Source organism: Nitrosomonas europaea, from assembly GCF_900167395.1.
Taxonomy (GTDB): Bacteria; Pseudomonadota; Gammaproteobacteria; order Burkholderiales; family Nitrosomonadaceae; genus Nitrosomonas; species Nitrosomonas europaea.
This window is the reverse complement of sequence record NZ_FUWK01000003.1, coordinates 82,697-105,016: the sequence shown is the minus strand read 5'-3', so window position 1 is coordinate 105,016 and position 22,320 is coordinate 82,697. Positions and strand designations below refer to the sequence as shown.

Annotated in this window: 22 protein-coding genes; 7 read left to right on the top strand and 15 right to left on the bottom strand. The window is 50.2% G+C overall.

Features of this window, described 5'->3' with window-relative positions:
• Positions 1-68: 68 nt before the first annotated feature.
• Both B5D58_RS02195 and B5D58_RS02190 read right to left on the bottom strand, forming a co-directional pair.
• Positions 69-371 carry a YciI family protein gene (locus B5D58_RS02195; protein ID WP_011111987.1) on the bottom strand — a complete coding sequence of 101 codons (303 nt, stop codon included), beginning with the start codon at positions 369-371 and terminating at the stop codon, positions 69-71.
• A gap of 113 nt (positions 372-484) precedes the next feature.
• On the bottom strand, positions 485-1,639 hold the full coding sequence (locus tag B5D58_RS02190) for an NAD(P)/FAD-dependent oxidoreductase (RefSeq protein ID WP_011111988.1): 1,155 nt from the start codon (positions 1,637-1,639) through the stop codon (positions 485-487).
• A 305-nt stretch (positions 1,640-1,944) separates the two neighbouring features.
• Between B5D58_RS02190 and htpX the strand changes: the two genes are divergently transcribed.
• Complete coding sequence (gene htpX / locus B5D58_RS02185) at positions 1,945-2,823, top strand: protease HtpX (protein WP_041356766.1); 879 nt, start codon at positions 1,945-1,947, stop codon at positions 2,821-2,823.
• Between the two features lie 72 nt (positions 2,824-2,895).
• Here the strand turns inward: htpX and B5D58_RS02180 are convergent, their stop codons facing one another.
• From B5D58_RS02180 to thiD, 4 genes are all read right to left on the bottom strand, one after another.
• The gene (locus B5D58_RS02180; RefSeq protein ID WP_234988961.1) at positions 2,896-3,633 is read right to left on the bottom strand and encodes an MlaA family lipoprotein; all 738 of its coding nucleotides are present in this window, start codon (positions 3,631-3,633) and stop codon (positions 2,896-2,898) included.
• A gap of 161 nt (positions 3,634-3,794) precedes the next feature.
• Complete coding sequence (hemL, locus tag B5D58_RS02175) at positions 3,795-5,102, bottom strand: glutamate-1-semialdehyde 2,1-aminomutase (protein ID WP_011111991.1); 1,308 nt, start codon at positions 5,100-5,102, stop codon at positions 3,795-3,797.
• Positions 5,103-5,138: 36 nt separating this feature from the next.
• On the bottom strand, positions 5,139-5,762 hold the full coding sequence (thiE, locus tag B5D58_RS02170) for a thiamine phosphate synthase (protein WP_041356767.1): 624 nt from the start codon (positions 5,760-5,762) through the stop codon (positions 5,139-5,141).
• Positions 5,763-5,766: 4 nt separating this feature from the next.
• On the bottom strand, positions 5,767-6,612 hold the full coding sequence (gene thiD / locus B5D58_RS02165; RefSeq protein ID WP_011111993.1) for a bifunctional hydroxymethylpyrimidine kinase/phosphomethylpyrimidine kinase: 846 nt from the start codon (positions 6,610-6,612) through the stop codon (positions 5,767-5,769).
• Positions 6,613-6,664: 52 nt separating this feature from the next.
• Between thiD and B5D58_RS02160 the strand changes: the two genes are divergently transcribed.
• The 3 genes from B5D58_RS02160 to erpA all read left to right on the top strand — a co-directional run bounded on the left by B5D58_RS02160 (position 6,665) and on the right by erpA (position 7,874).
• On the top strand, positions 6,665-6,853 hold the full coding sequence (locus B5D58_RS02160) for a rubredoxin (protein WP_011111994.1): 189 nt from the start codon (positions 6,665-6,667) through the stop codon (positions 6,851-6,853).
• The gene (gene gloA, locus B5D58_RS02155; RefSeq protein ID WP_011111995.1) at positions 6,853-7,242 is read left to right on the top strand and encodes a lactoylglutathione lyase; all 390 of its coding nucleotides are present in this window, start codon (positions 6,853-6,855) and stop codon (positions 7,240-7,242) included. Before B5D58_RS02160 ends, gloA begins: the two co-directional genes overlap by 1 nt.
• A 266-nt stretch (positions 7,243-7,508) precedes the next feature.
• Positions 7,509-7,874, top strand: coding sequence for an iron-sulfur cluster insertion protein ErpA (gene erpA / locus B5D58_RS02150; RefSeq protein WP_011111996.1), 366 nt, complete (start codon positions 7,509-7,511; stop codon positions 7,872-7,874).
• A 4-nt stretch (positions 7,875-7,878) separates the two neighbouring features.
• On the opposite strand, the gene B5D58_RS02145 is transcribed toward erpA, so the two are convergent.
• Together B5D58_RS02145 and B5D58_RS02140 are read right to left on the bottom strand one after the other, a co-directional pair.
• On the bottom strand, positions 7,879-8,970 hold the full coding sequence (locus B5D58_RS02145) for an anhydro-N-acetylmuramic acid kinase (RefSeq protein WP_011111997.1): 1,092 nt from the start codon (positions 8,968-8,970) through the stop codon (positions 7,879-7,881).
• Positions 8,971-9,002: 32 nt separating this feature from the next.
• The gene (locus B5D58_RS02140; RefSeq protein ID WP_234988959.1) at positions 9,003-10,241 is read right to left on the bottom strand and encodes a peptidoglycan DD-metalloendopeptidase family protein; all 1,239 of its coding nucleotides are present in this window, start codon (positions 10,239-10,241) and stop codon (positions 9,003-9,005) included.
• Between the two features lie 186 nt (positions 10,242-10,427).
• Between B5D58_RS02140 and tyrS the strand changes: the two genes are divergently transcribed.
• A complete protein-coding gene (gene tyrS / locus B5D58_RS02135) occupies positions 10,428-11,657 on the top strand; it encodes a tyrosine--tRNA ligase (protein WP_011111999.1) in 1,230 nt (409 codons plus the stop codon).
• Positions 11,658-11,772: 115 nt separating this feature from the next.
• Here the strand turns inward: tyrS and nrdR are convergent, their stop codons facing one another.
• Both nrdR and glyA read right to left on the bottom strand, forming a co-directional pair.
• Positions 11,773-12,252: a transcriptional regulator NrdR gene (gene nrdR / locus B5D58_RS02130; protein ID WP_011112000.1), complete on the bottom strand. Its 480-nt coding sequence runs from the start codon at positions 12,250-12,252 to the stop codon at positions 11,773-11,775.
• A gap of 27 nt (positions 12,253-12,279) precedes the next feature.
• Entirely contained in the window at positions 12,280-13,530 is a 1,251-nt protein-coding gene (gene glyA, locus B5D58_RS02125; protein ID WP_011112001.1) for a serine hydroxymethyltransferase, read from the bottom strand.
• A gap of 206 nt (positions 13,531-13,736) precedes the next feature.
• On the opposite strand from glyA, the gene B5D58_RS02120 reads away from it, so the two are divergent.
• Positions 13,737-14,477 carry a 4-aminobenzoate synthase gene (locus B5D58_RS02120; protein ID WP_011112002.1) on the top strand — a complete coding sequence of 247 codons (741 nt, stop codon included), beginning with the start codon at positions 13,737-13,739 and terminating at the stop codon, positions 14,475-14,477.
• A 48-nt stretch (positions 14,478-14,525) separates the two neighbouring features.
• Here B5D58_RS02120 and B5D58_RS02115 read toward each other — a convergent pair whose 3' ends face one another.
• Positions 14,526-15,500 (bottom strand): LysR family transcriptional regulator, encoded by a 975-nt coding sequence (locus B5D58_RS02115; RefSeq protein WP_011112003.1) that lies wholly within the window; start codon positions 15,498-15,500, stop codon positions 14,526-14,528.
• A gap of 100 nt (positions 15,501-15,600) precedes the next feature.
• Between B5D58_RS02115 and metE the strand changes: the two genes are divergently transcribed.
• Positions 15,601-17,877, top strand: a complete 2,277-nt coding sequence (metE, locus tag B5D58_RS02110) for a 5-methyltetrahydropteroyltriglutamate--homocysteine S-methyltransferase (protein WP_011112004.1) — start codon at positions 15,601-15,603, stop codon at positions 17,875-17,877.
• Positions 17,878-18,185: 308 nt separating this feature from the next.
• On the opposite strand, the gene B5D58_RS02105 is transcribed toward metE, so the two are convergent.
• From B5D58_RS02105 to B5D58_RS02090, 4 genes are all read right to left on the bottom strand, one after another.
• Positions 18,186-19,400, bottom strand: coding sequence for an argininosuccinate synthase (locus B5D58_RS02105; RefSeq protein WP_011112005.1), 1,215 nt, complete (start codon positions 19,398-19,400; stop codon positions 18,186-18,188).
• A 38-nt stretch (positions 19,401-19,438) separates the two neighbouring features.
• On the bottom strand, positions 19,439-20,362 hold the full coding sequence (gene argF, locus B5D58_RS02100; protein WP_011112006.1) for an ornithine carbamoyltransferase: 924 nt from the start codon (positions 20,360-20,362) through the stop codon (positions 19,439-19,441).
• Between the two features lie 164 nt (positions 20,363-20,526).
• Complete coding sequence (locus B5D58_RS02095) at positions 20,527-21,708, bottom strand: aspartate aminotransferase family protein (RefSeq protein ID WP_011112007.1); 1,182 nt, start codon at positions 21,706-21,708, stop codon at positions 20,527-20,529.
• 177 nt (positions 21,709-21,885) lie between these two features.
• A complete protein-coding gene (locus B5D58_RS02090) occupies positions 21,886-22,311 on the bottom strand; it encodes a YdbL family probable chaperone protein (RefSeq protein WP_011112008.1) in 426 nt (141 codons plus the stop codon).
• Positions 22,312-22,320: the final 9 nt, after the last annotated feature.

Here is a 22,320-nt window from a genome sequence, read left to right as displayed (position 1 = left end):
CAGAAACAGATAAATTTTTCACAAACTTCCTGAAGGATGTATCCGTAATCCCTGTCACTGCCGCCTGTCTATTCAGGCAGAACCTTCCTGAATGGCTTGACGGTTACTTTTGCATACACGCCAGACAGCAGATACGGGTCTGCGTCTGCCCATTCCCGGGCAGCATCCAGTGATGCAAACTCAGCCACTATCAGACTTCCGGTAAACCCGGCCGGCCCCGGGTCAATGCTATCTATCGCCGGACATGGGCCAGCCAGTAACAGCCTTCCCTGCTCCTGCAATTCACGAATTCTGGCCAGATGTGCAGGGCGGCTGGCAACCCGCTGTGCCAAGCTATCGGGAACATCCTCACCATATATCAAATAAAGCATGTCTGTTTTCTCTCAATCCATATGAATTTTCTGCGATTTCCGGAAAAATCATCTAAGCTCGATTTCATTTCTCCAGAAAAGGTAAAACCGGGTTTACCGTAAGCAACCATTGTTCATGCCAATACAGGCGGCAAACGGGAAGCCAGTGTATTACGCTCAACCGTTGCTGTCCCGAGCAAGGCAAAGCCGTGCAGATTACCGGCTTCATCGTGATAAAGCGCTTTCATGCCATTCTCGATCGCTACGACTTCCCATTCGCCTTGTACAGCAGGGTCAGGAGGTGAGACGACGGTCGGACATGCAGGCGTCTTGACCATTACCGGCATCGCCGGGTAGTGCAGCAGCGTTGGATTGCCAGCAATCGTCGCTGCCAGAGCCCTGCCCGCATGCGCAATCGGCAAAATGAAAGGTAAAACCTTTCCTTCCACTTCTGCACAATCTCCCAAAGCATAAATATTCTGAATACTGGTCTGCAAATAACGATTCACGGCAATGCCGCGATTCACCTGAATTCCAGCAACCGCAGCCAGGCGGGTACGTGGTCTCAGACCCACAGCGGACAGGATCATGTCTGCCTGAACGACTTTGCCACCCTCGTAGAACAACTGATAGTACCCGTTTTCCTTACTGACTCTTTCGACCGTTGTACCGAGTAAAAAATTGACCCCTGCTGCAGTCAGTTTATCGCGAAAGAACCTGCCAGCCTCGGGAGGAAGCAATCGCCCTAACGGTTGTGGGCTCAGGTCGAATACACTTACCTGATAACCTTTTGCTGCAAGATCATTGGCAAACTCGCAACCTATCAGTCCGGCACCCAATATGGCGATATGGCGCTTACTTTCCAGGGCTTCACGAAATTTGCGGTAATCATCCAGATTATTGACGGATAATATTTCATCCACACCTTCTCCCGGTATCGGCAGGCGAATCGGGTCAGCTCCCAGCGCCAGAACGAGTCGATCGTAAGTCAGTTGTCCGCCTTCTTCGAAAGAAACACTGCCTGCAGCAACATCGATAGCGTTGACACTGGTATAAGGCCGCACCGTAATATCCAGTTGCCCGGACATTTGCATGGTACCGGCACTCAAAATCGAATCAGGCGTTTTACCCGTTGCCAATGCATTGGATAACATCGGTTTTGAATAAAAACTGCCGTGATCGGCAGACAGGAGAGTAATCGGTACCGCGGCATCCAGTTTCCGCAATTCACGTACCACCGTATAACCAGCCAATCCGCTTCCCACCACTACCACAGACGGCTGATTCATCTTGATACACCCCACCTGACTCCAGTCAATTTACTTCTCCCTTTTTCTTAAATGGTGAAGCCGGTAATTTTTTGTACATCTCTGCCTGTAATTTCAGATTTTGTACAGCAACCAGCGTATTTTCCAGGTTTTTATTGTACCTCAAGCAAAGAGGATTCCAGTGACATACCAGGGGGAGTTACGTGAAATCACACATCCCTTGATATTGTGAAATATGTCACCATATAGGCGCTTGGCTTGAACGATTATTTTTTATTACTCTCAAAGTCAGATAGGCGTACCAATCAACTTGAAGGAAGAGGATGATGAAACGGATTTTTCTTTTTATAGTAACGAACCTGGCCATACTGTTAATGCTGAGCATCACCCTGCGTCTGCTTGGCGTTGACCGCATACTGGATGCCGAAGGCAGTGAATTAAATTTTAATGCGCTGCTGGTTTTCTCGGCCGTACTGGGATTTGGCGGCTCGCTCATTTCTCTTGCCATGTCCAAGTGGAGTGCAAAACACATGACCGGCGCCATGGTCATTGATGTGCCTTCCAACTCAACCGAGGGCTGGCTGGTGGAAACGGTACGTCGTCAGGCAAAAGCGGCAGGAATAGGCATGCCTGAAGTAGCGATCTACGATTCACCCGATATCAACGCATTTGCTACCGGAATGAACCGGAACAATGCGCTGGTGGCAGTCAGTACGGGATTGTTGCAAAAAATGAACCGGGACGAGGCTGAGGCCGTGCTGGCTCACGAAGTCAGCCATGTTGCCAATGGTGACATGGTAACGCTTGCATTGATCCAGGGGGTCGTGAATACCTTCGTGATTTTTCTCTCCCGGATCATCGGCCATATCGTCGATCGCGCCGTTTTCAAATCGGAAGAAGGGCACGGGCCAGCTTATTTTGTGACCAGCCTGATCGCTCAAATGGTGCTGGGTATCCTTGCCACGATTATCGTGATGTGGTTCAGCCGTCAGCGTGAATTCCGCGCGGATGCCGGCAGTGCGCAGATTTCCGGAAGGAACAAGATGGTTGCTGCGCTGCGGCGGTTGCAGCAGGAGTATGAACCTTCTCATTTGCCAGACAAGATTGCTGCTTTTGGCATCTCCGGACAAAAAAGCCAGATCGGGCGTCTGTTCATGTCGCACCCGCCTCTGGAAGAGCGAATCCAGGCACTGCAATCTGCCTGATGAAACAAAACCGGGGCTGGTAATTTACCCAGCCCCGGCAGAAATACCGTCAATATAACTGCCCTAACCGAATCAATCATCGATTATTATCTCTTCTTCATCAAAATTCACGGGCTCCTCTTCGGAAGCAGCACCGTCATTTTTTATCAGACTCTCTCGTCTTTGCAAATAGGCATCACGGACAAACTCATATTTATCCAGAGAAGCTTCCTCCAGCGTTTTGTCCAGATCCAGTAATTGTTCACGCCGATCGATAAATTCGACAGTCGTAACGGGCAGACGTACGGTCAGCAGATCGAAGCTAGTGTAAATAGCTCTTGCCGGGTGGAAAATGGTACTGTCCACACCAATCCCTACCGTATCTCTTACCGTGCTGGGCCCCAGTATCGGTAACACGAGGTAGGGGCCGCTACCAATTCCATAGAAACCCAAAGTCTGGCCGAAATCTTCATTACGTTTACTGATATCGATATCACTCACCTGACTGATATCGCTGGCCAGATCGATAGCGCCCAACATTCCAAAAGTTGTATTGATCACGATACGTGTTGTGCTTGCCATTGCATCCATGAACTTCAATTGCAGCAACGAATTGGCAGCAACAACGACATCATCGAGATTGGAAAAAAAATTGCCAACGATCATTCTAACCGGAGACGGTATAAACCGCTGATATCCCCTGGCAACAGGCTCCAGCACGACTTCATCCAGTTTCTCATTGAACGAGAATACCGCACGGTTCATCGATTCCAGAGGATCATGCCGATTATCCACAGTGGCACAAGCCGACAGTACACTACCCAATGCCAAGAGTATCAATAGTTTCCGAAAACAAAGAGAGCAAGTAAACATAACCCGTTAATTATTCTTTATATGAATTGGACATATTGCCACAATCAGAGAAATCGCAGTAAACCAACTGGCAAAATATAAACGGCAATCAACTGCATGGATTGAACCTTTCGCTTATTCTACAGAGTTGCTTTCTCCGTTCTTCGCATACCCTGACCAAATATCCGATCAGCCACTGCCAATGTTTTATCGATTTCCTCATTACTGTGCGCAGCAGAAACGAAACCTGCCTCGAATGCGGAAGGAGCGAAATATACGCCCTCTTTCAGCATGGCATGAAAAAAGTGGTTGAATGCCTCACGATCGCTCTCCATCACTTCAGCAAAACTTTCCGGTGGAGATTTTCTGAAATAAAGACCAAACATTCCACCCACCGCCTGTGCACAGAACGCCACACTATGTTTTGCAGCCACCGCAGTCAACCCCTCGGTCAGTTTACGAGTCATGGTCGACAATTTGTCGAAGAAGCCAGGTACCTGGATCTGATGCAATGTTTCCAATCCGGCAGCAACGGCAACCGGATTACCGGAAAGTGTACCTGCCTGGTATACCGATCCCAGCGGCGCAAGACATTCCATCACATCGCGCCGACCACCAAAGGCCGCCATAGGTAGTCCCCCTCCGATCACCTTACCCAGAATGGTCAGATCCGGTTTGATACCATATAATCCTTGCGCACATTCCAAGCCCACACGGAAACCGGTCATCACCTCATCCAGAATCAGTAAACTGCCATGTTTCGTACATAATGTGCGCAATGTCTCTAGAAACTGAGAGGTCGCTTTAATCAGATTCATGTTGCCAGCCACCGGCTCGACAATCACGGCTGCAATTTCAGTACCCATCTTGCTGAAAGTTTCTTCTACCCCTGCCACATCGTTATAGTTCAATACCAGGGTATGGCCTGCCGTCTCAGCAGGAACTCCCGCTGAACTGGGGTGACCAAAAGTCAACGCACCGGAACCGGCTTTGACCAGCAGCGCATCATCATGCCCGTGATAGCAGCCTTCAAACTTAATGATCCGATTTCTGCCGGTATAGCCACGCGCCAGCCGAATGGCACTCATTCCCGCTTCAGTACCGGAACTCACCAGCCGTACCATTTCCAGAGAAGGCAGCAAACGGCACAGTAACTCGGCTATTTCCAGTTCCGCAGCCGTTGGCGCACCAAAAGAGGTACCATGTCCTGCTGCAATCTGGACTGCCCTGACGACATCCGGATGTGCATGCCCAAGAATGAGTGGCCCCCATGATCCGACATAATCGATATAGGATTTTCCTTCCACATCCCAGAAATAGGCGCCCTGCCCCCGTTGAAAAAAAACAGGTGTGCCTCCTACGGATTTAAAAGCCCGTACGGGTGAATTGACTCCTCCCGGAATATATTGCCTGGAACGTTCGAATAGTTGCTGGTTAGTGATCGTCATTGGAATGTTTATAAAGATTATTGAGAAACTTTTGATTCAATCAAATAATTCTGAGAAATACCGCGCGGCAGACTGGATATCTTGTGCACCGAACAAAGCCTGACTGACAGCCACAGCATCACATCCGCTAGCAATCAACATTCCGGCATTATCCAAATCGATACCGCCAATTGCCACGACAGGAATACCCAGTTTCTTTTTTGCAGCAGTCAGCAACTCAATCGGCGCCTGATACGTTCCCGTTTTGGTCATGGATGGATAAAAAGCGCCAAACGCAACATAATCTGCTCCTGCTTCTTCCGCTTCGATCGCGCGGTCGAGCTGATTGTAACAGGAGACCCCGATAATTTTATCCTGGCCCAAATGACATCTGGCTACCGCCGGAGAAATGTCATCCCCACCCACATGTAAGCCCTCTGCATCGATCTCCATGGCCAGATCCAGGTGATCGTTGACGATCAGGGGAACCTGAAACTGCCTGCAGAGCAGATGAATCTCCGCAGCTTGCACAAGTCGCAATCGGCTGTCGGCCGTTTTGTTCCGGTATTGGAGCCAGCTCACTCCACCAGCTAACGCCTGACGAACTGCATCACACAACCGACCGGTATCTGCCATATCGGGGGTAATTGCATAAAGACCACTTACTCCACCCTGTTTCATAGGTTCAGCTGCTGGTACCACCGCCAGTCTCTTCCTCCGGATTTTCGCTCTCTGTCCAGAAAAACCTGTCCGGAATATACTGCCCCATTCCAGGACGGAAACCTGCCTTGAGTGTATGCCAGGTAAAATCCTGCGCCTCATACACACTATCCATAATCGACATACCATGAGCGAGTGAGGCCGCTATTGCAGAAGACAAGGTACACCCCGAACCATGAAACGATCCGGGTAAACGCTGCCACGCATCGGAGCGGACCACGCCATTGGCATCGTAAAGTATGTTGACTACCTCTGGCGTGTTTTCGTGAGCGCCTTTGATGAGCACATAACCACATCCCCATTGCAGCAGCCGGTCTGCACTCTGTTTCAGATCCAGTATTTCCGGATCATCCTCGTCATCGAGCGCAATACGCCTGGCTTCCATACTATTGGGTGTAACAATGGTTGCCTGAGGAAACAGCATTTCACGCATGGCCGCAATGACTTCTTCATTGGCAAACGTGTCACCGCGGCCGGAAGCCAGGACGGGATCCAGCACCAACGGGATATCCGGATAATCCGATATGATTTCAGCAATGGCCGAGATGATTTCAACACTGCCCAGCATGCCGATCTTGAATGCCTGTACCGGCATATCCTGCAGAACGGTCCGTGCCTGATCAGTAACCCATTCGGCATCCATCACGAATATATCCTCAACACCGGTCGTATCCTGCACAGTCACGGCAGTAAGCACAGTAAGCGGATGGCAGCCCATTCCGGCAAGTGTCAGTATGTCCGCCTGGATACCAGCCCCCCCGCTCGGGTCGCTGGCAGCAAAGGATAATACGATTGGTGGTGGTAGAGACATGCACTAATACCGTAAAATGTCATTTTAACTTAAGCAAATCTACTTATCTATTATGACTACAGAGGACAACCAGGTTTACAATCGTTATATGTGCATGATTTGTGGTTTCATCTATGACGAAGCAGAAGGGTGGCCACAGGATGGTATTCCTGCCGGAACCCGCTGGGAAGACGTTCCCATGAACTGGACATGTCCTGAATGTGGTGCACGGAAAGAAGATTTTGAAATGGTCAAGGTGTAATGCGTATTCTTCATACCATGTTGCGGGTAGGCAATCTGGAACGTTCGATCCGGTTTTATACCGATGTTCTGGGAATGCAGATCCTGCGCCGCAAGGACTACCCGGAGGGAAAATTCACCCTCGCTTTTGTCGGTTATCAAAGTGAAACAGAAGGTACGGTACTGGAACTGACTCATAACTGGGAAACCGATCACTACGATCTCGGAACAGGTTTTGGACATATTGCCATTGAAGTCGACAATGCCTATGAAGCCTGTGAGAAAGTCCGGAATCTTGGTGGTCGCGTTACGCGCGAAGCAGGTCCGATGAAGCATGGGGCTACCGTTATCGCCTTCATAGAGGATCCGGATGGTTACAAAATAGAGTTCATTCAGAAGAAAACAGCATAGCCGTTTATATGCCTGAATATTCTGTATACAATACGGTTTGGCAGTTCCTCAAACCATATTTATGATGGTATGTTACTTTACTGCAGGTTACCGGTACCGGCAAAACCATCATGTCACGGATTCCTGAAAAGTGCTTGCGTTTACAGGCATGTCAGGCATTCATGAGATATTCAGAAAAATTTCTACTGCACATCTCGTGTTAATGGCATAAACAATCCTGACTGTTCAACTATTGGAATAACCAATCACATAGACAGGTGAACAAAATGGGTACAACGATCCATGAAGAAACAAGTGCAGCTCAACCTCCATTGAATTTTACCGATGGTGCTGCCAGCAAAGTAAAAGAACTGATTGAAGAAGAGGATAATCAGGCGCTCAAATTAAGGGTTTTCGTCAGTGGTGGCGGCTGCTCCGGGTTCCAATACGGCTTTACCTTCGATGAGATCGTCAACGAAGATGATTTCGTGATGGAAAAGCAGGGAGTGAAACTATTGGTCGATTCGATGAGCTTTCAGTACCTGGTAGGCGCAGAAATCGACTATCAGGAAAGTGCCCAAGGCGCACAGTTCGTTATCAAAAATCCATCCGCAGCCAGCACATGCGGATGCGGCTCTTCCTTCTCGGTCTGAAGTCTCAGGCCGGGTAAATCGCACCCAGCGTCCGGCTGCCAGTTGCGCCGGTTACAGCAGGAAGATTGCCAGGAGCGCGTTCAATCGATTGTCGCGCCAGCCAGGCGAATGCGCACGCCTCCACCCAGTCAGCCTCGATACCCAGTGCATCAGTTAGGTTGATTCTCCGACCCGGTAATTGCTGCTGCAACCGGGTAACCAGGGTGCCGTTATGCGCCCCTCCCCCGCATAAATAGAGCTCACGGACAGCAGGATAGTAAGTCTCGACTGAATCGGTGATCGTTCGCACAGTCAACTGCAGCAACGTGGACTGAACATCCTGTGTAGCTTCATCACCCCTCAAACAAGGTTGCAACCAGTCAAGACTGAACATTTCTCTGCCGGTACTTTTTGGTGGTGGCAAAGAAAAATAGGGAAAATTCAGCAGATTTTCCAGTAGTGGATTGATCACCCTTCCTGATTCCGCCCATGATCCATTGTGGTCATAAGTCATACCTGTATGCTTCAGACACCAGGCATCCATCAACATATTCCCTGGTCCACAGTCAAAGCCATTCACACCGCCACTGACGGGTAAACTGGTTATATTGGTGATCCCACCGATATTGATGATCAGGCGGTGAATATCCCGGTGTGCAAACATTTCATGATGAAATGCAGGAACCAGTGGTGCTCCCTGCCCTCCGGCAGCAATATCACGACTCCTGAAATCAGTCACGACAGTCATACCTGTCAATTCCGCCAGCAGGGCACCATTTACCAGTTGGATACTGTAGCCGTTTTCCGGTTGCGGGCAATGCCTGATCGTCTGGCCATGGCAGCCAACTGCTATGATCTCCCCGGGATCAATCCCGGATTTCTCAAGCAACCGTCCCACTGCTTGCGCATACCACCCTGACAACTGGTTACTCAGTATAGCTGCACGGTGCAGTTCATTTTCACCGGCCTGATTCAGGCCCAACAGCGCAGCTCGGAGAGACTGATCATAGGGAATATAACAAGTATGCAGCAGCGAAAACGACGGCCCGGAGAAATCTACCAGTACTGCATCGATACCATCCAGACTGGTACCCGACATGATGCCGACGTAATACATTTCATCCGATATGTGTACTGCCCGGAACTGAATCAGTTCAACGCAGCAAAGCTGGAATTACGCAGCAGATCAAGCTGGGAAAGCAACTCGCTGGTTTGTCTACGGAAAGTTGAATAATGTTTCTTACTAATGGGCTGAGCAGCCGGCATGACGATTCTGGAAGGATCACGCTGAACACCGTTTACCCGTAACTCATAGTGGAGATGCGGACCGGTTGCCATTCCGGTTGACCCAACAAAACCGATAACATCCCCCTGCCTGACACGCTTTCCTTTCTGCAATCTCTTGTCGAAACCCGAAAGATGACCATACGCAGAGCTGTACTGTGCATTATGTTTGAGTACCACCAAATTTCCGTAGCCATTCTGCCAGCCCTTGTATTCAACGATACCATCCGCCGTCGCCATCACAGGCACTCCTCTCGGAGCAGCATAGTCGACTCCCCTGTGGGCGCGCCATCGCTTCAATATGGGATGATAGCGCGCATTGGAGAATCCGGAGCTGATCCGGGAAAATTTCAGAGGTGCCATCAGGAAAGGTCGACGCAGGCTTTCTCCTTCAGGTGTGTAGTATTCACCCTTACCGTCTGATGGTTGAAAATAAACGGCTCTCCGGGATTTACCCTTATTGAAAAACTCTACTGCAAGCACTCGGCCCACCTGAATTTTTCCACCTTCATCCTGCCTGGATTCATAAACGACTGTAAAATAGTCACCTTTCTGGATATCCCGATGGAAGTCGATACTGCTGGAGAAAATATCGATCATCTGAGAAGCAATTGTACTCGGCAAATCGGCCTTATCAACGGCTGCAAACAATGAAGTGCTGATTACCCCTGAACCGATCTGGATATGAGTATCACTTTTACCGGATTGCTCACTCAGTTCAAACGCACCGTCCACTTTTTCAACCTGGAACTGCTCACCATTTCCATAGAAATAACGTAATGTCAGCAATTCTCCATCTGGACGAGTTTCCGCATGAACGACTTCGCCCGGCTTAAGCTGGCTCATTGCCTTGCTGCCACGAGTCGCATCCAGAAAATTGTTTTTATCTTCCTGGCTGATTTCAAGGCGAGCAAGAATCGCTACAATGGTATCCCCCCGGCGTATACTTTCCTGGTGCCAGAATGTCATCTCGGGGTCAGAAGATGCAAATTTTTCCGGAAGCTGTAAAGGACGAACGATTTTTTTACCAGGTATTTCATGCGGGGGAGCATCAGGAACGATCCCGAAGGCAGTAACCATTCCGAATAACGGCAAACTGGACAAAATGGTTATCCAGCGTACTTTTTTTTGTGCGAGAACAGCGAGCTTTTGCGCTAGAATGCTTCTTCTTTTGCGAGGTGACTGGTAGTAAATCAAATGCCATCACTCCTATTTCGTCTGTTGGAAACTTTTTAAGTCTAACATGGAAATGCATAAATATGATGACGACTGATTTTTTGTTGAGTAGCCGTGTCTGAATCAATTTCTCATCAACTGCAGCTAATCAGGCGCGGCTGTCAGGAGCTGCTGATCGAAGAGGAATTCGCACAGAAGCTCGCCCAGGGCAGGCCTCTCAGAGTTAAAGCCGGCTTTGACCCAACCGCACCGGATCTGCATCTGGGACATACCGTCCTGCTGAACAAGCTGCGCCAGCTTCAGGATCTCGGCCATCATATTCTGTTTCTGATTGGTGATTTTACCGGAATGATTGGTGATCCCAGCGGCAAAAGCGCCACACGTCCGCCCCTGACACGCGAGCAGATTACGCAAAATGCAGACACTTATGCATCTCAGGTATTCAAAATACTTAAACCTGAGCAGACAGAGGTGGTTTTCAATTCATCGTGGATGGATAAATTCAGCGCGGCGGATGTCATCAGGCTAGCGGCCACTTATACTGTCGCACGCATGCTGGAGCGGGACGATTTCAGCAAACGCTATCACGAGAACCGGCCAATCGCCATTCATGAGTTTCTTTATCCGCTCGTTCAGGGCTACGATTCAGTGGCATTGAAGGCTGATCTCGAACTGGGCGGCACCGATCAGAAATTCAATTTACTGGTAGGACGTGAATTACAGAAGCATTATGGTCAGCCACCCCAATGCATCCTGACCATGCCTCTTCTGGAAGGACTCGATGGTATCCAGAAAATGTCCAAGTCACTCAACAACTATGTCGGCATCAATGAATCACCTGCTGAGATATTCGGCAAACTGATGTCGGTAAGCGATACTCTGATGTGGCGTTATATCGAATTACTGTCTTTTGAATCACTGGAAACCGTACGCCAGTGGCAAAATGAAGTGGAATCAGGCTGTAATCCGCGTGAAATCAAAATGCGATTCGCTCGGGAAATCGTGGCACGTTTCCATAGTCAGACTGATGCCGTTCGAGCGGCAGAAGAATTCGAAGCCCGTTTCAGCAAAGGTGTCATCCCTGACGATATTCCGGAGAAGAAGCTGTATATTCAGGATGCCGGACTGGCTCTTCCACAACTGCTCAAGCTGGCCGGGTTGACTGCCAGTACCAGTGAAGCTCTGCGCATGATCGAGCAGGGCGGGGTAAAACTGAATGGAGATAAGGTAAGCGACAAAACCCGGATCATCCCATCCAATGTCACCGTCATTGCCCAGATTGGCAAGAGAAAGTTTGCGAAAGTTACCCTCGTAACCGAACAAAGCGGCAAACAGGCAAACTGACGGAATTGCCCGGCAATCTCTTTTTGTACGACCACAATCTCCTCGATTCAGGCTGATTGCTTGATTCAATGCGGTGAAAATGATACTGAAAAGCAAGTAGCCGTTTTAATTCTTGTCAGGAGGATGGGCCATCACCGTTCTGCGGAGACGACTGAACTTCCCTGATGACTTCCTGAAAATCTCCTACATCCTCAAAACTTCTGTATACCGAAGCAAAGCGTATGTAAGCCACTTTATCCAGGCTGTAAAGCTCCTGCATGACCCATTCACCGATCGTGCGTGATGAAATTTCCTGCACCCCGCTTCCCAGCAGTTTTTGCAGTATGCGCTCGATTGCAGCATCCACCTGCCCGGTTGGAACCGGGCGTTTGTGCAACGCCCGGGCAAAGCTGGTGTAGAGTTTTTCCCGGTTGAATTCCACACGATTACCATCTTGCTTGATGACCTGCGGGAAACGCAATTCAACCGTCTCATAGGTTGTAAAGCGCTTCTCGCATTCCACGCAACGCCGTCTGCGCCTGATCCGTGCACCTTCCTCACTGATTCGCGAATCAACTACACTGGTATCCTCAGCACCGCAGAACGGACATCTCACCGCCACACCTCCAAATTGAAACGAACATCAGTTTCCATACACCGGAAACTTCGTACACAATGCCTGCGCTTTCCGGGCGACCTGATCCAGCACTGCTGTGTTGGCCGGAGCATCCAGCACATCAGCCACCAGATTGGCAAGTTCCTCGGACTCAGGCTCCTTGAATCCGCGCGTAGTAATGGCCGGAGTACCGATCCGTATTCCACTGGTAACGAAAGGTTTTTGCGGATCATTCGGAATCGCATTCTTGTTGACGGTAATATGCGCCGCCTCCAGCGCGGATTCTGCCTCCCTTCCTGTCAGATTTTTGGCACGCAGATCGACCAGGAACATATGGCAATCCGTACGGCCAGATACGATACGCAGGCCGCGCTGTTGCAGCACCCTTGCCATGACACGTGCATTCTCGATGACCTGCTTCTGGTAATCCTTGAACGCCTGGCTGGAGGCTTCCTTGAAAGCCACTGCTTTGGCCGCGATGACATGCATCAGCGGGCCGCCTTGTGTCTGCGGAAATACTGCCGAATTGAGTGCCTTTTCATGTTCCGGCTTGGCCATGATTACTCCGCCACGCGGACCACGCAGTGTTTTATGTGTGGTACTGGTGACAAAATCAGCGATTCCCACAGGATTGGGATAGTAACCGGCAGCAATCAATCCGGCATAGTGCGCCATATCAACAAACAGATAGGCACCCACGTTGTCAGCAATCTGACGAAAAGCTTTCCAGTCTATGACTCGTGCATAGGAGGATGCTCCAGCCACGATCATGCGCGGTTTATGCTCATGTGCAAGCCGCTCCAGTTCTGCGTAATCGATCTCTTCGGTTTCCGGATTCAGACCGTAAGAGATTGAATTGAATATCTTGCCACTCATATTGACTGCTGATCCGTGAGTCAAATGTCCACCATGAGCCAGCGACATACCCAGGAGCGTATCTCCGGGCTTCAGAGCCGACAGATAGACCGCGGCATTTGCCTGAGAACCGGAGTGTGGCTGCACGTTGACATATTCCGCATTGAACAGATTCCGGAGACGGTCGATAGCAAGCTGCTCGACGATATCCACATACCTGCACCCCCCGTAATACCGCTTGCCCGGATACCCTTCAGCATACTTGTTTGTCAGTACGGTACCCTGTGCCTGTAAAACGGCCGGACTGGCATAATTTTCCGAGGCAATCAGCTCGATATGATCTTCCTGCCGCTGTACTTCACCTTTGATAGCCTGCCATAAATCCGGATCGACCTGCTCAATCGTCAAGCTCTGTGAAAACATAATATTTCTCTCTGATTTTTATTGAAAAACGGCCATTCTATCATCGCGCCATATTGCAAGCTGTAATTGTAACATGACTTTCCGCCCATGAAACAGATACGGTTCCCGGGCATGAAATCCTTGTATCAATTTGACTTCATTTACCGAATTGGCGATGATAAAAAAAGCATCATATTATTTCATTTCACTCTGAACAGGAGCTTTTCATGGCTACAAACACATTCAAGCAACAGGTCGATTCCATCATTCAAAGCAGACACCTGCTGCAGCATCCGTTCTACATTGCCTGGACCGAAGGCAAACTGACTCGTGAACAGTTACGCCACTATGCTGAGCAGTATTTCTACAATGTGCTGGCAGAGCCTACCTATCTCAGCGCAGTTCACTTCAATACCCCGCATTTCCATAATGTGGAAAATAGTGGTGATATCAGCATTCGTCAGGAAGTTCTGAAAAACCTGATCGATGAAGAACACGGAGAGAAAAATCATCCTGCTCTGTGGAAAGCATTTGCATTTGCGCTGGGAGCCGACGATGCCAGCCTGACACAAGCCGATGCGCTGCCGGAAACAGAAAACCTGGTGGCAACTTTCCGTGATATCTGCATCAACGAACCATTCTATGCAGGATTGGCCGCATTACATGCGTTCGAATCTCAGGTGCCTGATATTGCTGCCGTCAAAATCGATGGTCTGGCCAAGTTTTACGGTATGAAAGATCCGGACAGCTACGAATTCTTCTCGGTTCATCAGACAGCCGATATCTTCCATTCACAAGCCGAATGGGCAATCATCGAGAAATTTGCCGATACACCGGAAAAACAGGCTGAAGTACTGGCCGCTACACGCCGGGCTTGCGATGCACTGTGGAAATTCCTGGATGGTATCCACGAAAATTACTGTGCCAATCTCATTTGCGAGGAAAAAACCGCAGCCACCCTGCACTGATCCTGCAAGTCTGATAAGCAAACGACCCATACCGGGCAGTCGCCTTCCTTAAACCGGAGATGACTGCCCGATCGTCTTTCTGGCCTCTCGTTTTTTCTCTTTCCTTTTCCCGCTCAGTGGCCTGATTCCATCCAGCCTGGCAAAGCAGATCTGACCAATAGTCTCCAGAAAATCCTGCAGATAACGCAATGAGGCATCCTCTTCCCGCACCGAAAGGTACAGATCGCTCCACAATCCACGGGTGCCGATACGTTTGGCAATCACATACTCGTAATCCAGATAGTTTTTGATGCCCCAACCGGGCAACGCGGCAATTCCCCGCCGGCTCGCCACCAGTTGCAGAATGGCCACGGTCAGCTCGGTCGTTCGCCGCTGCCAGCTGACGCCAGCGGGAATCAACACCTGCCGGATCAGATCGATCCGTTCCTCGGGGACCGAATAGGTAATCAATACATCCTGTGCAAAATCAACCGCCTCCAGTACCCGTTTGTTACCGAGTACATGATCTGGCGCCAGCACTGCCAGAATCTCAAAGCGGAACAGCGGAAAATGAACGATCCCCTGTTGCGGCCTGTTTTCGGAGCCGATCACCACATCGGCAATATCCTGTCTGAGCAGCGCTACCGGATCACTGTGAAAACCGGAAACCAGATCGAGTTCCACTTCCGGCCAGTGCTGCCGGAAATCATCCATGATGGGCATCAGCCAGTCGAAACAGGTATGACATTCCAGCACGATCCGCAAACTTCCTGCCGCCTGCCGGGCTATTTTTGCCAGATCCCGCTCTGCTGACTGAACTTCTCCCAGTATTTTCTCCGCCAGTTTTACCAGACGTTTACCTGCCTCCGTCAACTGCACGGCATGACCGCTGCGTTGAATGAGGGGCAACTGATAATACTCCTGCAATGCCTTGATCTGATGAGATAGCGCGGACTGAGTCAAATGCACACGCTGCGCTGCCAGCGAAATGCTGCCGGTCTCGTGTAATGCATTCAACGTACGGAGATGCCGCAATTCGATCATATATGAAAATTATTCATATTTTATTACAAAAAGTTTCATTTGATTCATTATAGAGCATTCTACAGAATGGTGATTTTTCCGATCATGTAGAGAGAATTGAATGAGAACACTGACACATAACCTCGGATTTCCGAGAATCGGCGCACAACGCGAATTAAAAAAAGCACTCGAAACTTACTGGAAAGGACAAAACGATGTCGATCAACTGCTGGCCACAGCGCGTGCAATCCGTACCGGTAACTGGCTGTTACAGCAAAAGGCAGGAATCGATCTGATCCCGGTAGGCGATTTTTCACTGTACGACCACATACTCGACATGACCACGTTACTCGGAGCGATTCCTCACCGTTTCGGGAATACCGGTGACAAAATTTCGCCCGATCTGTACTTTGCCATGGCGCGTGGCACCGCCGACCAGCCGGCAATGGAAATGACCAAGTGGTTCAACACCAATTACCACTACATCGTTCCGGAATTTGATGACACCACCCAATTCCGCCTGGCATCCGACCGATTGTTCCAGGAAATCGAAGACGCTAAAGCACTGGGAATAACTGCAAAAGCTGTCCTGATCGGTCCGCTGACCTATCTGTACCTTGGCAAGGAAGTCACACCCGGTTTTCAGCGACTGGATCTGCTCCCCCGCCTGCTGCCGGTTTACCGGGAAATCCTGCAAAAAATCGCTTCGCTGGGTGTGGAATGGGTACAAATCGATGAGCCCATCCTTTCTCTCGATCTCGAACAACCCTGGCGGGATAGTTTTGCAGAAGCCTATCACACACTGCATGACGGCAGCTGTCGCCTGCTGCTCACCACTTACTTCGGTACGGTTGATCACCATCTTACCCTGCTCAAGAATCTGCCGGTGGATGGGCTGCATATCGACGTAAGCAGCGCCCCGGAACAGCTCGAATCATTTCTCACCGAAGATTTCTCCGGTAAAACACTGTCGCTGGGTTGCATCGATGGACGCAATATATGGCGCGCCGATCTGTCGCAAAAACTGGAAACACTGTCGCAGGCTGCATCCCGATTTGCGGGTGAACTCTGGATTGCTCCGAGCTGCTCCCTGCTGCATTGCCCGGTGGATCTGGCACTGGAAACGAAACTGGAGCCGGAAATCAAAAATTGGCTGGCATTTTCCGCTCAAAAGCTGGAAGAAATGACTACACTCGGGCGTGGATTGAATCAAGGTAGAGAATCAGTCGAAGCGATTCTGACTGCCTCGGATGAAGCCAGGCGATCGAGAACGGAATCCAGCCGCATCCATAATCCGATCGTTCACCAGAGAGTCGATAATCTGACCGAGCGTGACAGTCAGCGTAACCACCCCTTTGCAACCCGAAAACATCTGCAACAGCAGCGCTTCAATCTGCCCCTGCTGCCTACCACTACGATAGGCTCCTTTCCACAAACTGCCACTATCCGTCAGGCACGTGCTGCATTCAGAAAAAATGAGCTCAGTCATCTCGAATATCTGTCAGCCATGCGTGCCGAAATTCGGGAAATGATTCGCAAACAGGAAGAAATCGGGCTGGATGTGCTGGTTCATGGCGAACCTGAGCGCAATGACATGGTGGAATATTTCGGCGAACAATTATGGGGCTATGCCTTCACGGAAAATGGCTGGGTACAAAGCTACGGTTCCCGCTGTGTCAAGCCTCCCATTTTGTATGGTGATGTCTACCGTCCTGAAGCCATGACTGTCGAATGGATAAAATATGCTCAGAGCCAGACCGGTAAACCGGTCAAAGGTATGCTGACCGGGCCGGTCACCATGCTGATGTGGTCATTCGTACGCGATGATCAGCCGAGATCGACCACTGCACTGCAACTGGCGCTGGCAATTCGTGATGAAGTCGCAGATCTGGAAAATGCCGGCATCGGCATGATTCAGATCGATGAACCGGCATTTCGTGAAGGGCTCCCGCTCAGAAAACAGGACTGGAAATCTTATCTGGACTGGGCGGTAAAAGCATTCCGTGTCGCTAGTTCCGGCGTGAAAGACGAAACTCAGATTCACACTCATATGTGCTATTCCGAGTTTCACGATATCCTGCCGGCCATCGCCGAACTGGATGCCGATGTAATCACGATCGAAACTTCACGCTCCCGCATGGAACTGCTGGATGCCTTCGTGAAATTTTCCTACCCGAATGAAATCGGCCCCGGTGTGTATGACATTCATTCCCCCCGGGTACCTGATGCATCGGAAATGTTTGAACTGCTGAAAAAGGCTTCCCGGTATATCGATCCCACGCTGTTGTGGGTCAACCCGGATTGCGGCCTGAAAACACGCAACTGGCCGGAAACGCAGACAGCCTTGCAAAAAATGGTGGATTGCGCAAAAACCCTGCGCAGCGCGCTGCAAGCCTGACCACCAGCCTCTTCCCTGTGGTTACCGGGTACGATTCCAAGCCAACCTTTCCCTGGCTGCCTGCCCGTGTAACCGTCATCACCCCAAATACCAGCCTCACTCACTATTTGGATTTCGAGTGACATAACTTCGGATCAAAGAAAAATGGAGACAGTCAGAAAAACGATTAACTCAGCACCTTTTGCAAATCTGACAGCAAGGCAAAGTTGTTGGTGTTACCTCCGCCAGCAGAGATATCGACCATATAGCCTCATGGCCAACACCCCACACTGACGGCGATGGTGAAACGGGCAGGTTTTTCTGCGAATTCAGCACCTGCGGAGAGCTTTTGCAATCCGCATTCTCAGCGCATTGAGCTTGATGAAACCTGCTGCATCAGCCTGATGATAAGCCCCACCATCTTCTTCAAATGTCGCAATGTCGGGGTCAAATAACGAGTCGGTCCGGGAATCACGCCCGACAACCATCACATTACCCTTATACAATTTGACTCTGACCCGGCCATTCACATTCACCTGGGATTCATCGATGAGCACCTGCAACAGTTTTCTTTCCGGACTCCACCAGTAACCGTTATAAATCAGCGCTGCATAACGCGGCATCAGATCATCTTTCAAATGCGCAACTTCGCGGTCAAGCGTAATGGATTCGATTGCACGATGGGCACGCAACATGATCGTGCCACCAGGCGTTTCATAACAGCCGCGTGATTTCATCCCGACATAACGGTTTTCCACCAGATCGAGACGGCCGATACCATGTTTTCCACCCAACTGGTTAAGCCTGGTCAGAATGGCTGCGGGAGACAACCTTTCACCGTTCAATGCAACAATATCACCGCGTTCATATTCCAGATCCAGATATTCAGGCTCACTCGGAGCAGTTTCAGGCGAGACTGTCCAGCGCCACATACTCTCCTCCGGCTCCGCAGCCGGATCTTCCAGCGCACGCCCCTCATAAGAAATATGGAGCAGATTGGCGTCCATGCTGTAGGGCGATCCTGCCTTCTGCTTCATTTCGATCGGGATACCCTGCTTCTCGGCATAAGTCAGCAGTTTTTCACGCGAAGTCAGATCCCACTCGCGCCAGGGAGCAATTACCCGAATATCCGGCTGCAACGCATAGTAACCAAGCTCAAAACGTACCTGGTCATTTCCCTTCCCGGTAGCACCGTGAGAAACCGCATCCGCGCCGGTCTGCTGCGCAATTTCAACCTGACGTTTGGCAATCAGCGGCCGGGCAATACTGGTCCCGAGCAGATATTCCCCTTCATAAATCGTATTGGCACGGAACATGGGAAAAACATAGTCACGCACGAACTCTTCGCGCAGATCCTCGATGAAGATTTCCCTGATGCCAAACTGTACGGCTTTGGCACGTGCCGGCTCAATCTCCTCGCCCTGGCCGATATCCGCCGTAAAAGTAACCACCTCACACTGATAGGTATCCTGCAGCCATTTCAAAATGACTGAGGTATCCAGCCCCCCTGAAAATGCCAGTACTGCTTTCTTGACTTTATCCATGTCTCTTCACAATTAAAAAATTCCCGAATAACCGAAAACTACCTGACACCAATCCTGCCCAGCAGTAAATATTCCATCAGTGCTTTTTGTGTATGCAGCCGATTCTCGGCTTCATCCCATACTACTGACTGAGGGCCATCAATGACCTCCGCATCCACTTCTTCACCGCGGTGTGCCGGCAGACAATGCATGAACAGGGCTTCTTCTTTGGCACAGGCCATCATCTCAGCATCCACCCGGAAATCTGCAAAATCATTTTTGCGTGTATCCGCCTCATCCTCGAAACCCATGCTGGTCCACACATCAGTCGTGACCAGATCGGCGTCTTTTACTGCATCATGCGGAGAGACAAACTGTTCGTAGTGATCCGTGCCATACAGACCCGCCCGTTCCGGCTCCACTTCATAACCCGGTGGCGTGGAAACATGCACGTTGAAGTCAAACACCTCAGCAGCCTGCAGCCAGGTATTGCATACATTATTGGAATCACCGATCCAGGCTACGGTCTTACCTGCAATACTTCCACGATGTTCCATGAAAGTGAAAATATCTGCCAGAATCTGGCAGGGATGGTATTCATCTGTCAAACCATTGATCACCGGTACCCGTGAATTTTCAGCAAAGCGTTCAATGACCCCATGCTCGTGAGTACGTAAGGTGATGATATCGACCATTCTTGAGATAACCCTGGCAGCGTCCTCCACCGGCTCACCACGACCCAGCTGAGTATCGCGTGTCGAAAGGTAAATAGCACTACCACCCAATTGGTGCATCCCTGCCTCGAATGAAAGACGTGTACGGGTCGAATGTTTCTCGAAAATCATGGCGAGCGTACGATCGGTCAGTGGCCAGTAGCGACGGTATTGCTTGAATTCATTTTTGATCCAGCGTGTCCGGTCGAACAGGTATTCATATTCCTGGCGGTCAAAATCCTTGAATTGTAAAAAATGCCTGATCTGCATAAGTGATTTTTACTAATGAAAAATTTTCGAGAACACTCGTGTCCTGCCTCGATCATCAGATCAACGGGACTGAAATCCGGTCGCATCTGGAAAAATACAGCAAGCAGGGAATCTGCCGGGGGATAGATCTCTCTGGCAGTCGTCGTATAACGGCTGCCTGATGGCTATTTCACCCGGCTCTCAAGAAACCAGGTAATGAGTGCAGAAACCTCGGTCACCACCTGTTCTGCTTCTGCTTTCTGCATATTTAATGCCGGCAGCAACCGCACCACTTTCTCGGAGGTGACATTGACCAATACACGACGTTTCAGTGCTTCAGGCACAAGCTCGCTGCAGGGTACCGGCAACTCGATCCCGATCATCATCCCCTGCCCGCGAATTTTCAGCACATCCTGCCAAGCCTGTAAACGACGCCCGAATTCCTCCCACATGAAATTACCGATGGTTACCGCATTATCCATCAGCCCTTCCTGTTCGATGATATCGAGGGTAGTCAATGCTGCCCTGCATGCCAGCGGATTGCCACCAAAGGTGGAGGCATGGTTACCGGGTTTGAATACTTCCGCTGCTTTCCCACCCGCCAGACACGCACCAATCGGCACGCCAGAACCCAAACCTTTTGCCAGTGTCATGGCATCCGGCATGACCTCACTGTGCTGAAAAGCAAACCACTTGCCCGTACGCCCCAGACCGCACTGTACTTCATCGAGCATCAACAGCCAGCCATTCTGATCACAAATCCTGCGCAGCCCCTGCAGATAATTGGCCTGTGGAAAATTGACTCCCCCTTCACCCTGATAGGTTTCCAGCAGGATAGCCACGATTTCTCTGTTGTTGGCTGCTACTTTGTTGACTGCTTCCAGATCATCGTAAGGCACCCGCACGAACCCGGTCAGCAACGGTTCAAAACCTGCCTGGGTTTTGCGGTTACCCGTGGCAGTCAGTGTTGCCATCGTCCGGCCATGAAATGAACGTTCCATCACAATGATCGTCGGCAGGTTGATTCCCTGGTTATGGCCATAAAGTCGCGCCAGCTTGATGGCAGCCTCGTTTGCTTCCGCTCCGGAATTACAGAAGAAGGCTTTCTCCAGGCCCGACAGGCTGGTCAATCTGTCAGCCAGTCGTTCCTGATGCTGGATATGGTAGACATTGGAAGTATGGATCAACGTCGATACCTGCTCGCACAGTGCCTTTACCAGCACTGGATGGCAATGCCCGACTCCGCAAACCGCGATACCCGATAACGCATCGAGGTAACGGTTACCCTGATCATCCCACAGCCAGACTCCCTCGCCCTTGACAAAGGTAACAGGAAGCCGTGCATAAGTATTCATTACATGAGACACGAAAGTACACCTGATATTTTTCTGATCCTGAAACAATATGGCGGCTTGCGCCGCCACTCCAGTGGGTTAATCCCCCCCACATCCAAATTTAATAATGTTCACTTATTTATCATTCTATTTCAAGCAGTTTTTCTGATAGTGCCTGGAATGACAGCTCATCAGCACTGCCATTCCAGGCTATTTTCTCTGCCAGGAACCATTTTCCTGCTGATACCACCAGCCTGATCTGGCCGATGCAATCCATCGCTGGGCGAATGTCGAACGGATATTGCCTTCCCACTCGGGATGATTATTGGCCAATGCAATTTCACGATAGAGTGCGTTACGATCCTGATTCTCGGCAGCCACAAGGGAATTGACTGATTGCCGTCCGGATAATGGTACGGCATTAGCGTCACGCAGAACGATCAGACCATCACGAGTCAGACCTACCGCACCGCTGTCATAAAATGGCACCAGTTGACCATGACGCTGTCGCATGTTTTGCTTCAACCGGGTAACCGCCGGGGTATTGGCTTCAAAATCCACTGCAGTCGCAGTACCGGCATACAAAAGGCAGCCCAGTGATACCAGCATCATGAATCGGACTAACTGTTTATACATGGATATTTC